General features: G+C 63.9%; 11 protein-coding genes, 1 tRNA gene and 2 pseudogenes. 7 read left to right on the plus strand and 7 right to left on the minus strand.

Translation table 11 applies throughout. The annotated features are described in order from the left end of the window. Positions 1-597 precede the first annotated feature (597 nt). Positions 598-1,743: a helix-turn-helix transcriptional regulator gene (locus E1832_RS07905; protein WP_133359203.1), complete on the minus strand. Its 1,146-nt coding sequence runs from the start codon at positions 1,741-1,743 to the stop codon at positions 598-600. 302 nt (positions 1,744-2,045) lie between these two features. Between E1832_RS07905 and E1832_RS07910 the strand changes: the two genes are divergently transcribed. The 6 genes and pseudogenes from E1832_RS07910 (at position 2,046) to E1832_RS22475 (ending at position 5,038) form a co-directional block, all read left to right on the plus strand. Beyond that, positions 2,046-3,512: a calcium-binding protein gene (locus tag E1832_RS07910; RefSeq protein ID WP_133359204.1), complete on the plus strand. Its 1,467-nt coding sequence runs from the start codon at positions 2,046-2,048 to the stop codon at positions 3,510-3,512. Between the two features lie 161 nt (positions 3,513-3,673). Further along, positions 3,674-4,209 (plus strand): annotated as a pseudogene (locus E1832_RS07915) (IS5 family transposase); the annotation flags it as partial. Continuing rightward, positions 4,207-4,305 (plus strand): annotated as a pseudogene (locus E1832_RS22705) (IS5/IS1182 family transposase); the annotation flags it as partial. The pseudogenes E1832_RS07915 and E1832_RS22705, both read left to right, overlap by 3 nt. 6 nt (positions 4,306-4,311) lie before the next feature. Beyond that, the gene (locus tag E1832_RS07920) at positions 4,312-4,653 is read left to right on the plus strand and encodes a hypothetical protein (RefSeq protein WP_133359205.1); all 342 of its coding nucleotides are present in this window, start codon (positions 4,312-4,314) and stop codon (positions 4,651-4,653) included. Positions 4,654-4,761: 108 nt separating this feature from the next. Then, positions 4,762-4,846: transfer RNA gene (locus E1832_RS07925), tRNA-Leu, on the plus strand. A 33-nt stretch (positions 4,847-4,879) separates the two neighbouring features. Beyond that, on the plus strand, positions 4,880-5,038 hold the full coding sequence (locus E1832_RS22475) for a hypothetical protein (RefSeq protein WP_165978830.1): 159 nt from the start codon (positions 4,880-4,882) through the stop codon (positions 5,036-5,038). 20 nt (positions 5,039-5,058) lie between these two features. Here the strand turns inward: E1832_RS22475 and E1832_RS22710 are convergent, their stop codons facing one another. The 5 genes from E1832_RS22710 to E1832_RS07950 all read right to left on the minus strand — a co-directional run bounded on the left by E1832_RS22710 (position 5,059) and on the right by E1832_RS07950 (position 8,371). Then, positions 5,059-5,589: a hypothetical protein gene (locus E1832_RS22710; RefSeq protein WP_206021021.1), complete on the minus strand. Its 531-nt coding sequence runs from the start codon at positions 5,587-5,589 to the stop codon at positions 5,059-5,061. 21 nt (positions 5,590-5,610) lie between these two features. Continuing rightward, positions 5,611-6,597, minus strand: a complete 987-nt coding sequence (locus E1832_RS07935) for an isopenicillin N synthase family dioxygenase (RefSeq protein WP_133359207.1) — start codon at positions 6,595-6,597, stop codon at positions 5,611-5,613. A 44-nt stretch (positions 6,598-6,641) separates the two neighbouring features. Further along, a complete protein-coding gene (locus E1832_RS07940; protein ID WP_133359208.1) occupies positions 6,642-7,532 on the minus strand; it encodes an ABC transporter permease in 891 nt (296 codons plus the stop codon). Then, complete coding sequence (locus E1832_RS07945) at positions 7,529-7,927, minus strand: ATP-binding cassette domain-containing protein (RefSeq protein ID WP_133359209.1); 399 nt, start codon at positions 7,925-7,927, stop codon at positions 7,529-7,531. Before E1832_RS07945 ends, E1832_RS07940 begins: the two co-directional genes overlap by 4 nt. 84 nt (positions 7,928-8,011) lie before the next feature. After that, positions 8,012-8,371 (minus strand): BMP family ABC transporter substrate-binding protein, encoded by a 360-nt coding sequence (locus E1832_RS07950; RefSeq protein WP_133359210.1) that lies wholly within the window; start codon positions 8,369-8,371, stop codon positions 8,012-8,014. Between the two features lie 161 nt (positions 8,372-8,532). Here E1832_RS07950 and E1832_RS07955 point away from each other — a divergent pair, with 161 nt between their 5' ends. Beyond that, the gene (locus E1832_RS07955) at positions 8,533-10,785 is read left to right on the plus strand and encodes a molybdopterin-dependent oxidoreductase (RefSeq protein WP_133359211.1); all 2,253 of its coding nucleotides are present in this window, start codon (positions 8,533-8,535) and stop codon (positions 10,783-10,785) included. Between the two features lie 69 nt (positions 10,786-10,854). Here E1832_RS07955 and E1832_RS07960 read toward each other — a convergent pair whose 3' ends face one another. Continuing rightward, positions 10,855-14,481, minus strand: a complete 3,627-nt coding sequence (locus E1832_RS07960) for a hydantoinase B/oxoprolinase family protein (RefSeq protein WP_245513899.1) — start codon at positions 14,479-14,481, stop codon at positions 10,855-10,857. Positions 14,482-14,544 lie beyond the last annotated feature (63 nt).

Genomic DNA, 14,544 nt, shown 5'->3' on the forward strand with positions numbered 1-14,544 from the left:
GTCGTGGCGCTCCCGTGACGAACTTGTCCCATAATGCTTCCTTCCATTCCGACGAAAGGATCACACCATCAAACCGTGGGATCAAACACTTAGTGCCAATCGCCCAACTCACGACAAGGCCTTCAAAGCAGTCGATTATTGACAGCAGGTCGAACTTTCCGCCCTAGATCCGGTAATCGGTGATTTCGAACAGCCATGTCTCGTTCGGTGGATACAGCGCGACGCTAATATCAGCTTACGCCGTTTTCAACTCGGTAGACTGCGGGTCCAACGAAGGTCCGGAATCCGCCCATTCGTCACTATCTCTGGGCGTATATGGGGCCGTTTCCTATGCCCCTGTCGTGTTTGGCGCCCGTCTCAGATGATCCGTTCATCAGCCTGCCCGCAGTTCAGACAGACTGAACAGCTCGGCCGGCCGACAGCACATGGCCAGCCATGAGCTACATCACGGTATAGGGCATGATCGCAAAGGTTTTAGATCATTAGCGTGGCTTCAGGCAGGAGTCACACGTTGACGCCGTTTCACAAGCGTCTGGCCTGAGACTTTAGGCCGTCAAGCTGACGATCCGGGCTGCGGAGCCGCCGCTCGCCCTGATCCTAAATCGTGAGGATCCGGGTGTGTTCAACGATCCGGGTCAGATCGAGCTGCTTGTTGACACCCAGCTTTACCATGGCCGACCGCAGTTGGTTGCGCACCGTGTTCACGCTGGTGCGGTTCTCATCTGCGATCGCGCGTACCGATGCGCCCGAGGCGATGTTCAGTGCGATCTTGCATTCTTTCGGCGACAGCCGGTACTGCGCCGACAGTCTTTGCGCGACGACGGCATCGCTGCTCACCAGGGCGAGTGTGATCAGCAGGGCCGACTCGCCTGTGCTTTGCAATAAGCCCAACGGAGAAAAATCCAGTTCGTCGGGCTCGATTGCGCAGATGCGACAATGAAAGCGGGGGATCAAGCCGGAGCCGAGGATTTCGAACGTCTGCGGCGGGAACACGCGGCTTTGGCCGAACGCCGACAACGCCTTCTGGAACGGTCTGCCTGATGAGCCGCAGAACGACAGGCGCCCGTGGAAGTCTTGTCGAACCGTTTCACCGCGTTCCAGCAGGGCCTCGGACGGCCCGTTTGCGAACAGGATCTGGCGGTCGGCGTTGATTGCCAGCACGGCGGTCGGCCGGTCGCCGCCGTTTGCGCCCAGTGCATAGGTTTCGAGCGACTTTCCGGCCAGCAGCCGGTTTACCTCGAGTGCGTTCATCAGATGCGGTGTCAGAATCCGCGCCAGCCGCAGCCAGTTGTCCTCGAGCCGGTCGATGTCACGGCGGCGAAGGTTGCCGCCCAGAACGAACATCCGGGACTGTTCTTGGAACAGCATCGACGCCCCACCGCCCAAAATATCCTCCTGCGGCCTGATCCAGTCGCTGTAGAACTCGGTCCGTTCGAGGTCTTCGCGTGGGCAAAGGTCGATGACATTGTAGACAGAGCCGACCGTTTTCTGGGTGATACCGTCCATCCAGGAGTTCAGAGCGCCATAATGGTCCTCATAGGATTTCAGCCAGTCGGGATCATAGCCGGCACAGGTAATTCCCAGATCAAGGCCGGTGCGGACATCCAGACCGGCAATGTGAACCCGGGCTCCGGTCATATGGTGAAGCAGATCGACAAAGTCCTGCCATCTGCTCCGGTCCAAACCGGCGGCAGATATGATGGCGGTCAGGTGCGCGATGTCTTTGGCGTCAAACCTGGTCATGTGGCCCCTTTGCGCTGATTACGAGCAGCAAAGCGATGCGCGCGAAGCAATCGGCATGTGTGAATGTCGCAACCCTGACGTGATCTGTCAACTTTGGAAGAAAAAGGGCCGGCGGGGCGATTGCGCCGATGCGACCGCATTTTGGGGCGGTTTTGCGGTTTGAATAGTGCAAATGCGTCATGCGGGCGACTGGAGTCGTCGTCTAAGCTGGTCCGGAACGGCTGCTGAGACCCAACGACACTGATTTCCAGTGTCGCGGGCTTTGTTGCAACAAAGCCCCTCAAAAATGCAAAGGACCAGTAATGCCAACGACAGTAATCACTCATTTCCGGAAAATTCCTGACCTGTCTTGGGCAACCTTTGTCGATTTTGGCGGTTGGTCCGCTCTGGATCTATTGGCGGACAGCACATTCACCGCAGTAAGCGCTGACTCGGCCACGATCGGCTGGAATGCTGACGAGGCTTACACAGTTGAACTGACGGGGAGCTTCATCGCCGATGGGGTTGGCGGCGCGTCGGATTATTCCGTGAACCGTGCGACGGTATTTCATGACGGCCTCAAAATTCAGGAATGGAGCAGCCTGGATTGGACAAAAAGCCGAATCGACGACCTCAGGTCAGCGGTTGAGTCCGGGGACTTCAATGCGTTCGACGTATTTCTTGCCGCGACGCAATTCACCCACATTATCAAAATGACCGGGTACGGTCTCGTGATGACCACCTTTGGGGACGATGTCGTGAAGGCTGTCAAAGTCACGCGCGAGGGGGGCCTTGAGCTTTTCACCTACGATGGTGATGATCGTATCGATCTAAGCGCCGCGGGCGTGAACGGTGGGAGTTATATCGGGGCCGGACCTGGTGACGATATCGTAATCGGCGGACCCAGAGTGGATTTTATATCTGGCGAAGATGGCGATGACATTCTGCGGGGCGGCGGAGGAAATGATTCCCTATCAGGTGGAGGCAATTCCTCAAAGGGCCACGATGGAAACGACACACTGTTTGGGCAGGATGGAAATGACCGGCTAGACGGCGGCACAGGCGATGACAGGCTTTTCGGTGGAAAGGGAAATGACCGGATTAACGATGTCTTGGGCGAGAACGTTTTGTCTGGCGGCGCGGGAAACGACCACATGGATGGCATCGGAATATTGTCCGGTGGCGCGGGAAACGACTACATAGAAGGCATCGGGACATTGTCCGGTGGCGCGGGAAACGACAAGTTTTGGGGCGCCGGTGAGATCAACGGTGGTCGCGGAGATGATGTAGTCGTTGGGTTGGGGCGTCTCATGGGTGGCCCTGGGAATGATGTAGTCAGCTTTCACAAGAGATTTAAGATCCCGGACAAGAAAGAGATCGAAAACGTCATCGATGGCGGCGCCGGAAATGACGTTCTGTCCGGATCTAGCTACCGTGGATACACTGCCACACTTCGCGGCGGCAAAGGTGATGATACTTTCGTCGCAGGAAATTTCAACGGTGTCGATACGTTTGATTTCAAATTGAACGGTGATCGGTCGTTCGGGAATGATCGCTTCAAAGGCGCCAATAGTTCGTTTGATTCTTTCGAAGACGTTCTGGTTTTTGACGCCGGCGTTGAAATCGAATTGGATCACCTGCGAAAGAGGGACGCGATTCTGATCACGGCCACCCTGGACGGCCGGGAAATCGGAACGATCACGATGGGTTGGGAAAAAGACAGGCATTTCTATCGGTATGATTTCAAGGAGTGGGTTGAGGGTATAGACGACATTCTGGTGTTCGCCTGACACCCCGAGTGTCAGGTGCGGGTTGAGAGAGCCTATTGCCCCGGCGCAAGCATCATGACTTTGCAAAGCGCACGACCAACGCGTCTTTGATTGCCATGGGCGTTGTTGCACAAATGTCCTGAAGGATTCACTGTGTGAATCCAGTATGATAGCTGGAAGGCATGAGCAGTTGGGCCCCTACGAAGTACAAGACCACGAATTGGTCGAGTTACAACGCCGCGCTGAAGCAACGCGGCTCGTTAGCAATCTGGTTTGATCCCGAGATGACGTGGACGCCCCCGCCGAGCGGGAAGCGCGGTCGGCAGCAGCATTTCAGCGATGCCGCAATCCAGACCTGCCTGACCTTGAAGGTGTTGTTCGGCCTGCCGCTACGGCAGACGACAGGGGTCGTCGAGAGCTTGCTGAAGCTGGTCGGGCTGGACTGGGCGGTGCCGGACTTCAGCACGCTGTGCCGTCGTCAGAAGACGCTGAACGTGAACCTGCCGTACCGTGGTTCCCAGGGGCCGCTGAACCTGCTGATCCCCTCTCGGGACATCACTGCGTGATGCCCTGCCGGGCAGTGGACAGCACCGGTATCAAGGCCGAAGGCGAAGGCGAGTGGAATGCCCGCAAGCATGGCGGCCCAAAACGCCGTATCTGGCGCAAGATCCACCTCGGGATTGACGAGGAAACATTGGAGGTCCGCGCGGTGGAGATCAAGGACTGGCGCCGCGTGGCGACCCGCTACGACAGGTGCCCTAAGGTCTTCCTCTCGGCCGTCGCCCTCGCCGCAACCGTCATCTTCTGGCTCTGAAAATCAATGAGTCTGGAACCTAATAACTTCATCATCGGCGATGAGGATGGTTCCCTCGCCAGGCAACTGGTGGAATCCGCACAGGCTAGTCAAAATTCGGCGGGCCATTCTTCGTTTGCTGTCCAGAACCCCGAAGGCGATGACCGAGAGGAAATCAAACGTATTCTGGAGTACCGGGAAATTGCCACCGATGGTGATAGCTCGACGGCGCTTGGCCTACTTCAAAAGCTCACTGAGGACGTCAGATACAAGTCGGGCTACTTCGGGTTCAGGCTCCATTTCATCCAGAATGCACTTGTCGATGACGTGACTGCTGCAATCTCTGGGCCTGAGTGGATTCTCGAATAGCCGAAAAAGCCAAAAGATATAGGAGTCGCCGGAACCCGGCGGCTTTAATTCAGGCTGTATCGGCAGCCTTGACGCTCACCCCCACCCCATCTACACAGCCACTCCAGTGCGGGCGTGGCGAAATTGGTAGACGCACTTGGTTTAGGTCCAAGCGCCGCAAGGCGTGGGGGTTCAAGTCCCTCCGCCCGCACCAGCGGCCCAGCCGCACAATCCCCTAAGGAACATCATGAAAGACAAACTTATCGCCACCGCTGCGGCGGTCCTGTTCGCATGCCTGATCGTCGGGGTGATCTACCTCGGCGTGTCTGTCGCCAAGCTCCGCTATGACGTCTGTCGCGCTGACGGCTGGAACGTCGCCGTCTGTATCGCAGCCATGGGAAGGTAAGGAGACCCACATGACACACCTCACACGCCTGCCCATGGCCGACGCCTTCGAGTCCCGCAAGGTTGGACGCCGGGTTCCGGCCCATCGCCCCGCTGGCCGTGGCCTCTACGCTTCCACGGAATCCGATAGGGCCTGCCAACTTCGATGAGGTCTATCGGGTGGAGGCGCGCATCGGTGCGCAGATCACACTGACCCCTGACTTGCCCCCGGAGGTTCGGGACAACCTGGTAGCGGAGACCCGAGGGCGCATCCTCCGGCACGTCTACGGTCCCGTCGAGGCCGAGGTCCGCGCTGCCCTCTACTCGCTCTATGACGCTGGCATCCACGGCGGTGACCCTGCGGTGGACCGGCTGGCTGCCCTGCTGGACACCTTCGGGCGGGCCTTCCGGGGCGAGGTGGCGGCATGAAGCACGTCCAATCGCCTCCACGGGTGGAGACAATTCGGTCGCGCACCAACACACCTTGTCCGGCGGCAGCATCCAGTCGCGGTAGAACTCCGACAGTTCGATGAAGTTCTCGGAAAACAGGCTTTCCTGCATCAGAAGGTTCATTTGGTCTTTCCTTGCTCAGGCTTATTTGGCGGCGATGCCGAAGGTCTTTTCGAACTGGGCGCGCAGATGCTCGCCCGTGGTCATCGCCGGGTATTTGGCGTAGCCGTCGTGTTCCAGGATCGTCGGCGCGCATTCCACTTTGTAGAAATACTCCGGATCGCAGAAGGTCGGGCAGGAATAGCGGGTCTTGTTCGTCTGGTTGTTCAGCACCCGGTGGAAGTTGGCCTTGTAGCGGTCGTTGGTGATCACCGGCAGCATTTCACCGAGGTTGATGATATAGGTGCCCGGGATCGGCGGCGCCGAAATCCACTGGCCATCGGCGTTGCGCACCTCAAGCCCGCCGATGTCGTCCTGCAACAGCAGCGTCAGCAACCCCCAGTCGGTATGCGCGCCCGCGCCCAGCTGGTTGGCGGCAGCGTCCTTGGGCATCGGCGGATACTTGAGGATGCGGCAATAGTGCAGCGGTTCCTCCAGCGCCTTGTCGAAGTAATCCTCGGGCAGCTCCAGCGACAGCGCTACCAGCCGCGCCAGATGACGGCCGAGCGCCAGCACCTTTTCGACATAGGCCTCGTACTTCGGGCGGAAGTCGGGAAAACTCTCGGACCATTGGTTCGGTCCGGTGCCGGGCACCTCGAGCTTGGTATAGCGGTGCTCCGGGTCCGCCTCGACCGAGGACATGAAGCCCTCTGTCAGATCAGGCGGGGAGCCTTCGTCCAGCGTCTGCGCCGCCATCGGCTCATAGCCGCGGGTCGAATGCTGATGGACCGAGTCGAGCTTTTTCTTTTCTTCCAGGGGAAGATCAAAGAACACCTGCGCCAGCTTCAGCTGGGCATCCATCACCTCCTGCGGGATGCCGTGGTTCTTGATGTAGAAAAACCCGGTATCGACGCAGGCCTTGTGGATTTCCCAGGCGACCGCTTTGCGTTTTTCCAGATCGTCCGAAAAGCTGTCGGTCAGGTCGATCAGCGGGATTTCCGTCGCGGCGTGCGGAGGGCCGTAGATGATCATTGGCTTTGTCCTTTTCTATGAGGGTTGGAACGAGCGGCGGGGGATCAGCCCCGCTCTTCGCGGATGTGGTGGTGTCCGAGGGCTGCGGGCTGCGACCAGCGGTCATTGCCCCGGGCCGCGGCCCAGACCATGACGGCCAGCGTCGCCAGATAGGGCGTCATTTGCAGGAAGTAGCGGGGCACATCGATGCCGGCGGCCGCGATGCGCGGGGTCAGCGCCTCGATACAGCCGAACAGAACCGCGCCGAACAGGGCGCGCCACGGATGCCATCGGGCGAAGATCACCAGGGCGATGGCGATCCAGCCGCGCCCGCCGATCACGCTGTCGACCCAGATGCGGGACACCGCGACCGTCAGGTAACCGCCCGCCAGCCCGATCAGCGCGGCCCCGATCAGGATCGCGGCAAAGCGGGTGGCGGTCACATCGATCCCCGCCGCGTCGGCGGCGCCCGGATTTTCGCCCACCGCGCGCAGGGTCAGGCCGAACCGGGTCCGGTTCAGGCTCCAGACCGTCAGGGCGCAGAGGGCAGGGGTGGCAAAGACGACGATGTCCTGGCCCAGGAACAGCGGCTCGAGCCCGCTGATTGCCTTGTTGGTCCAGCGCTGGGCCGACGCGATATAGCTGGTCAGCGCCTGGGCGAAGAACACCAGCGCAAGTCCGGAAATCACATGGTTGATCCGGAAACTCGCGACCATGACCGCAAAGACCAGACCCATGCCCATGGCGGCGATCATCGAGCCGCCGAGCGCCACCAGCGGCGCGGCGCCGCTGATCATCAGGCCAACGCCGGCCAGCGCGCCGGCCAGCATGAAGCCTTCGGCGGCCAGATTGAGAACGCCCGCGCGTTCGGTGATGATCAGTCCCAGCGCCGCGATCGCGAAAGGCGCGGCAAAGGCGGGGATGTTGATCACCCAGTTGAGCAGAAAATCACTCATGCCGCGCTCCGCCAGTTCAGGCGATAGGTGAGAAAGAATTCAGAGGCGGCCACGCAGATGATGAAGATGGCCTGGATCATCTGCACCAGGTGCATCAGGGCGCGTCCGTCGTCCTCGCCCAGCACGGCGGTCGGCTCGTCCAGGATGACGATGCGCGCGCCCGCGACCAGAACCTTCAGGATCTCGAGCCGCTGTTGTTCCGACACCCCCAGCGTGCCGACAGGCGCGGCGAGATCCAGGTCGAACCCCATCCGGTCCGCCAGTTCAACCGCCTGCCGCGCGATCCGGGCGAAGGGACCGGGGTTGAAAAGAAGAATGTTCTCAAGAACCGTAAAGGCGGGGACCAGTTTGAAATGCCGGGCACCATGCCGATGCCCCTGGCGGCGGCGTCGCATTCTCTCCGCTGTGGGTCTGACCCGCGCCGGATGCGCGGGCCATGTCCGTGTTTTGGCTGAAATTCGGCTGCATACGGCTGGCGGTTAGGCGTTGACGGGCCAGTTCACCAGACCAAAGGGGTTGGCCGCGACAAAGCCGATCTTGTTCGACTTGGTCAGGCCGCCGGCGACCATGCCGCACAGATACTGGGTCTCGTAGGTGCGGCCATAAACGCTTTTCAGGTTCGCGCCGTTGGTGGCGCCGGCGGGGGTGATGAACACGATGGCGGGATATTGCTCGGCCAGTTCCGTGAAGGTGTCGGAATACCCGAAGGCCGACCCAAGGATAATGTTGGCACCGCGCTCGATAAACAATTCGGCCGCGGGGCGGATGGCGGTTGCGGATTCGGGGTTTTCCGCGGCTTGGGGAATCCGCGTGTCCAGATCGGTTTCAAGCCGTTTCAAGCCGTTTTCGGGATTCGGCGATCGGAGGTTTTCCCGAACCGCTGACGGAAAATCCGGCGCCCCCGCCCGGACGCGCGGCGGCTGTTTATCCGCGGCCTATTTACGGGGCGGCGGGCTTGGGCTTCTATGCGGGGGAACTCAGGCACAGGGCGGGGACGCAGATGACGGCGGAGGCAGGCAGACAGACGAAGGTGACGTCGAGCCATTGGGGAGCATTCGAGGTCGATGTGGAGGGCGACCGGATCGTTGCCACCCGGCCATTTGCGCCGGATCCGCATCCCTCGGCGATCCCGGCCATCCTGCCCGCGGCGGTCCATCATTCCAGCCGTGTCCGGCGCCCGGCCATTCGCCGCGGCTGGCTGGAGCGGCGCGCGCGCGACGGGCGGGGCAGCGACGATTTCGTCGAGCTGCCCTGGGACGAGGCGCTGGACATCGCCGCGCGGGAACTGGACCGGGTGCGCCGGACCCATGGCAACGGGGCGATCTTCGGCGGCTCCTACGGCTGGGGCTCGGCCGGGCGGTTCCATCACGCGCAAAGCCAGGTGCACCGGTTCCTGAACGCCAGCGGTGGGTATGTCGCCTCATTCGGCAGCTATTCGACCGGCTGCGCCCAGGCGATCATGCCGCATGTGTTCGGCGGCGATTTCCTCAAGCTGCTGTATGAGCATCAGGACGGCTGGCCGGTGATCTGCGCCCATACCGAAACGCTGGTCATGTTCGGCGGCGTCAACGCCAAGAACGCCCAGGTCAGCATGGGCGGGGTCAGCGAACATGACACCCTCGATTGGTTCGGGAAATTCGCCGACAAGGGCATGTACCGTGTCAATATCGGCCCGCAGAGGTCGGATGCGCCCGAGGGCTGCGACTGGCTGCCGCTGCGCCCGGCCTCCGATAGCGCGCTGATGCTGGCGCTGGCCCATGTGCTGGAGCACGAGGGGCTGAGCGACCGCGATTTTCTTGCCCGCTGCACCACCGGATTCGACCGGTTCCGCGCCTATCTGATGGGAGAGAGCGACGGTCAGCCGAAATCCCCCGACTGGGCGGCGCCGCTATGCGGTGTCGAGCCCGGGGCGATACGGGCTCTGGCGCGGCGGATGGCCACAACGCGGACCTTCATCACCGTGGCCTGGTCGCTGCAGCGGGGCGAGCATGGCGAACAGCCCTATTGGATGTCGGCGGTGCTGGCCGGGATGCTGGGGCAGATCGGTCTGCCCGGCGGCGGGGTCGGCTACGGATACGGCGCCATCGGTGGGGTGGGCAAATCGCTGAAGGGGTTGCGCGGCGTGACCCTGTCGCAGGGCGAAAACCCGGTAAAGGCGATGATCCCGGTGGCGCGGATTGGCGATATGCTGCGCAATCCCGGCCAGCTTTACGATTTCAACGGGCGGCGCGGGCCCTATCCGGATATCCGCCTGATTTACTGGGCCGGCGGCAACCCGTTCCACCATCATCAGGATCTCAACGCGCTGCATGAGGCCTGGGCAAAGCCCGAGACCATCATCGTCAACGAGCCGTGGTGGACCGCCACCGCCAAGCGCGCCGATATCGTGTTTCCGGCCACCACCCCCTATGAGCGCGAGGACATCGGGCGGACGAACCTGGACGATTACCTGTTTCACATGCCGCAACTGATTCCGCCGGTGGGCGAGGCGCGCGACGATTACGCGATCTTTGCCGGGCTGGCCGAACGGATGGGGCTGGGCGAGGTCTTTACCGGGGGGCGAAGCGCGGCGGAGTGGATCGCGCAGCTTTACCAGGAGTATCGGGAGATGGCCGCCGCCGAGGGTGTCGAGGTGCCCGATCTCGAGGCGCTGAAGGCGTGCAACTGGGTCAGGCTTCCGATCCGGACAGAGGGGCCGAACCAGACGCTGTTTGCCCCGTTCCGCGAAGACCCGGAGGCGCATCCGCTCCAGACCCCTTCGGGCCGGATCGAGATCTTTTCCGAGGTGATCGCCGGGTTCGGCTATGACGATTGCCCCGGCCATCCGGTCTGGCTGCCGCCGCGCGAATGGCTGGGGGCCGCGACCGGGGCGGCGCCGCTGCATCTGGTCTCGCCGCAGCCGGGCGACAAGCTGCACAGCCAGCTTGAAAGCGCGCTGGCCGATGTGCCCGGCGCCCGGCCGGTGATATTGGTGATCCAGTCCGACGATGCCGCGGCGCGGGGGATCGAAACGGGCGATCTGCTGCGCGTATTCAATGCCCGCGGCGCCTGCCGGGCGCGGGCGCGGGTCACCGGCGCGATCCGTCAGGGGGTCGTGGCGCTGCCAACCGGGGCCTGGTTCGGCGATCCGGGCGGCAATCTCGATCCGCATGGCAATCCGAACGTGCTGACGCCGGATGTCGGCACCTCGCGGCTGGGGCAGGGGTGCAGCGCCCATACCGCGCTGGTCGAGGTGGCGCGGCTGGAGGAGTGAGGCCCCCCGGCCAGGGCCTGCCGGCGCACCGAAACCGGCCGCCGGCAGCAGACCTGTCGCCCGGCGGCGTCAGTCCGTGCCGTAGCCGCCCGCCGTCGGCGTGACCACCACCACCGCGTCGCCCCCGGCCAGCCGGTTCTGGTCGGCGGCGCGCAGCACCTCCACGGTGCCATCGGCGCGGTGGATCTCGGTGCGGCCGACGCGGCCGGCGCCGCCGCCGGCGATGCCCTGTGGCGCGCGGCTGCGATGCGACGACAGGATCGCCATTTCCATGTCCTCGAGAAAGCGGATCCGGCGCGTGGTGCCGTCGCCGGCGTCGAAACGCCCGGTGCCGCCCGAGTCCCGGTCGATGCGGAACTCTTCCAGCACCACGGGATAGCGCAGCTCCAGCACCTCGGGGTCGGTCAGCCGCGAATTGGTCATATGCACATGCACTGCGTCGGTGCCGGCAAAGCCGCTGCCGTCGTTGCGCAGGCCCGCCGGGCTGCCCGAGCAGAGCGTCTCGTAATACTGGTGGCGCGCATTGCCGAAGGTCAGGTTGTTCATCGTCCCCTGGCTGTTCGCCATCGCCCCCAGCGCCCCGAACAGCGCGTTGGTGACGTGCTGGCTGGTCTCGACATTGCCGGCGACCACCGCCGCCGGATAGCGCGGCGCCAGAACCGACCCTTCGGGGATCACGATCCTGACCGGACGGAGGCAGCCGGCGTTCATCGGGATCGGCGATTCCACCATCACCCGGAAGACATAGAGCACCGCCGCCCGCGTCACCGGCTCGGGCGCGTTGAAGTTGTTGGCCTGCGCCTCGGAGGTGCCGGTGAAATCAACGGTCGCCTCACCCGCCTCGCGGTCGACGGTGATCTTCACCCGGATCACCTGCCCGGTGTCGGTGGGATAGGTGTATTCGCCGTCCGAGAGCCGGCCGATCACGCGGGCGACCTCGGCCGCGGCGTTGTCCTGCACATGGCCCATGTAGGCCTGTACAACGTCCAGCCCGAATTGCCCGATCATCGCCCGCAACTCGGCCACGCCGCGGGCGTTGGCGGCGACCTGCGCCTTGAGGTCGGCGATATTCTGATCGGGGTTGCGCGCGGGGTAGGCGTGATCGGTCAGCACCGCGCGGATCTCCGCCTCGCGGAAGCGGCCGTTTTCGACGAGTCTGAAGTTGTCGATCAGCACGCCCTCTTCGTCCACCGTGGTGGCCAGCGGAGTCATTGAGCCCGGCGCGACACCGCCGACGTCCGCGTGGTGCCCCCGCGAGGCGACCCAGAAAAGGATGGACTGGCCCGCCGCGTCAAAGACCGGGGTGACCACGGTGATGTCGGGCAGATGGGTGCCGCCGTTGTAGGGCGCGTTCAGCGCATAGACATCGCCCGGGCGCACCTGGCCCCGGTTCAGCCGGATGACGGTTTCGACCGAGCGGTCCATCGAGCCCAGATGCACCGGCATATGCGGCGCATTGGCCACCAGCGCGCCATCGGCGTCGAAGACGGCGCAGGAGAAATCCAGCCGTTCCTTGATGTTCACCGAGCGGGCGGTCTTTTGCAGCGCCACGCCCATCTGCTCGGCGATGTTCATGAACAGGTTGTTGAACACCTCCAGCAGAACCGGGTCGGCCTCGGTCCCGATCGCCTTGTCGCGCGCGGCGGCCTCGACGCGGCTCATCAGGACATGGTCGCGGGCGGTCACCTCGGCGCGCCAGCCGGGTTCCACCACGATGGTCTGGTTGGCCTCGATGATCAGGGCCGGTCCGGTCACGCCCAACCCCGGCGCCAGCGCCTCGCGGTGCACGACCCGGGCCGGCCAGGTCGTGCCGCCCGAAAAGAACGGCACCTCGGCCGCGGCCTCGGCCTCGCCGGCGGCGAGCAGGACGGCGGGTTCGGGGTCGGCGGCCGGCCCGGCGGCCTGGCCCTCGATCTCGGCGGCCTCGATGACCAGCGCGGTCTCGGGCGCGACAAAGCCGAACTCGGCCTCATGCGCGGCCTCGAAAATGGCGCGCGCCGCCTCCGCGTCGCCATCCCAGGCGACCGGCAGGGCGGTGTCGGTTCCGGCATAGCGCAGATGCAGGTGCGGGATCAGGGTGATCTCCTCGTCGGCCACGCCCTGGGCGGTGAGGGCGCCGCGCACCTCGTTGGCCAGCGCCGAGAGCGCTGCGTCGGCGGCGGCGGTTCCGGCCCCGGTCAGCTCGGTCTCCAGTCCGCGCTGACGGACCTCGGTGACGCGGGCCAGACCGATGCCATAGGCCGACAGCAGACCGGAGAGCGGATGCACCAGCACCTTGGTCATTCCCAGCGCATCGGCGACCAGGCAGGCGTGCTGCCCGCCGGCGCCGCCAAAGGCGTTGAGCAGATAGCGGGTCACGTCATAACCGCGCTGCACGCTGATCTTCTTGATGGCGTTGGCCATGTTCTCGACCGCGATGCGCAGAAACCCCTCGGCCACCTCCTCGGGGCGCTTGCCCTCCTGCACGGCGATCCCGGCGAATTTCGCCGCCACCGCGTCGCGGTCGAGCGGCTGGTCCTGGCCGGGGCCGAAGATTGCCGGGAAATAATCCGGGTTGAGCTTGCCCAGCATCACGTTGGCGTCGGTCACCGTCAGCGGCCCGCCGCGGCGATAGCAGGCCGGCCCGGGATCGGCGCCGGCGCTGTCCGGGCCGACGCGGAATCGGCCCGGCTCGGCATGCAGGATCGAGCCGCCGCCGGCGGCCACGGTGTGAACCCGCAGCATCGGCGCGCGCATCCGCACGCCGGCGACCTGAGTCTCGAAGGCGCGTTCGAAACTGCCGTCGAAATGAGCCACATCGGTCGAGGTCCCGCCCATGTCGAAGCCGATCACCCGATCCTCTCCGGCGATCTGGCCGGTGCGGGCCATGCCGACGACCCCCCCGGCCGGCCCGGAGAGGATCGCGTCGCGCCCCTTGAACCGGTCGGCGGCGGTCAGCCCGCCCGAGGACATCATGAATTGCAGCGTCGGCCCCGGCTGGTCCGGCGGTGTGGCGCCGAGCGCGCCGGCGACCCGCTCGACATAGCGCGACAGGATCGGGGTGAGATAGGCGTCGACCACGGTGGTGTCGCCGCGTCCGACCAGTTTGATCAGGGGCGAGACCTCGTGGCTGACCGAAACCTGGTCAAAACCGGCGTCCCGGGCGGCCCGGGCCAGAAGCCTTTCATGTTCGGGCGCGGTCCATCCGTGCATCAGCACGATCGCCACCGCCCCGATGCCGTCGGCGCGGGCCTGATCCAGTACCCGGCGGGCGGCGTCGAGGTCGAGATCCCGCTCGACCGTGCCATCGACGCGGACCCGTTCGTCCACCTCGGCGACACGCTCATAGAGCATTTCGGGCAGGACGATTTCCTTGGCGAAGATGTCGGGGCGGTCCTGGTAGCCGATTCGCAGCGCGTCGCGGAACCCTTTGGTGATCAGCAGCAGGGTCCGGTCGCCCTTGCGCTCCAGCAGCGCATTGGTCGCAACGGTGGTGCCCATGCGGACGGTGCCGACCCGCCCGGGCGGGATGGCGCCCGTCGGCACGTCGAGAAAGCGGCGGATGCCCTCGATCGCGGCGTCGTCGTAGACTCCGGGGTTCTCGGACAGCAGCTTCATCGCCGACAGCGCACCCGAGGGATCGCGCCCGATCACATCGGTAAAGGTGCCGCCCCGGTCGATCCAGAAATCCCAGCGGCCTGCCAACATATCGCTCATCCCCGAGCTCCCTCAGATCAACTTCATCTCCAAAATGTTGACAAATTGTCAGTGTCTGGTCAA

The organism is Antarcticimicrobium luteum (assembly GCF_004358185.1).
GTDB lineage: Bacteria > Pseudomonadota > Alphaproteobacteria > Rhodobacterales > Rhodobacteraceae > Antarcticimicrobium > Antarcticimicrobium luteum.

Excerpts from the sequence above, each read along its gene's own strand:
- E1832_RS07905 (WP_133359203.1), bottom strand. The coding sequence starts at position 1,743 with ATGACCAGGTTTGACGCCAAAGACATCGCGCACCTGACCGCCATCATA.
- E1832_RS07910 (WP_133359204.1), top strand. The coding sequence starts at position 2,046 with ATGCCAACGACAGTAATCACTCATTTCCGGAAAATTCCTGACCTGTCT.
- E1832_RS07920 (WP_133359205.1), top strand. The coding sequence starts at position 4,312 with ATGAGTCTGGAACCTAATAACTTCATCATCGGCGATGAGGATGGTTCC.
- E1832_RS22475 (WP_165978830.1), top strand. The coding sequence starts at position 4,880 with ATGAAAGACAAACTTATCGCCACCGCTGCGGCGGTCCTGTTCGCATGC.
- E1832_RS22710 (WP_206021021.1), bottom strand. The coding sequence starts at position 5,589 with ATGAACCTTCTGATGCAGGAAAGCCTGTTTTCCGAGAACTTCATCGAA.
- E1832_RS07935 (WP_133359207.1), bottom strand. The coding sequence starts at position 6,597 with ATGATCATCTACGGCCCTCCGCACGCCGCGACGGAAATCCCGCTGATC.
- E1832_RS07940 (WP_133359208.1), bottom strand. The coding sequence starts at position 7,532 with ATGAGTGATTTTCTGCTCAACTGGGTGATCAACATCCCCGCCTTTGCC.
- E1832_RS07945 (WP_133359209.1), bottom strand. The coding sequence starts at position 7,927 with ATGCGACGCCGCCGCCAGGGGCATCGGCATGGTGCCCGGCATTTCAAA.
- E1832_RS07955 (WP_133359211.1), top strand. The coding sequence starts at position 8,533 with ATGACGGCGGAGGCAGGCAGACAGACGAAGGTGACGTCGAGCCATTGG.
- E1832_RS07960 (WP_245513899.1), bottom strand. The coding sequence starts at position 14,481 with ATGAGCGATATGTTGGCAGGCCGCTGGGATTTCTGGATCGACCGGGGC.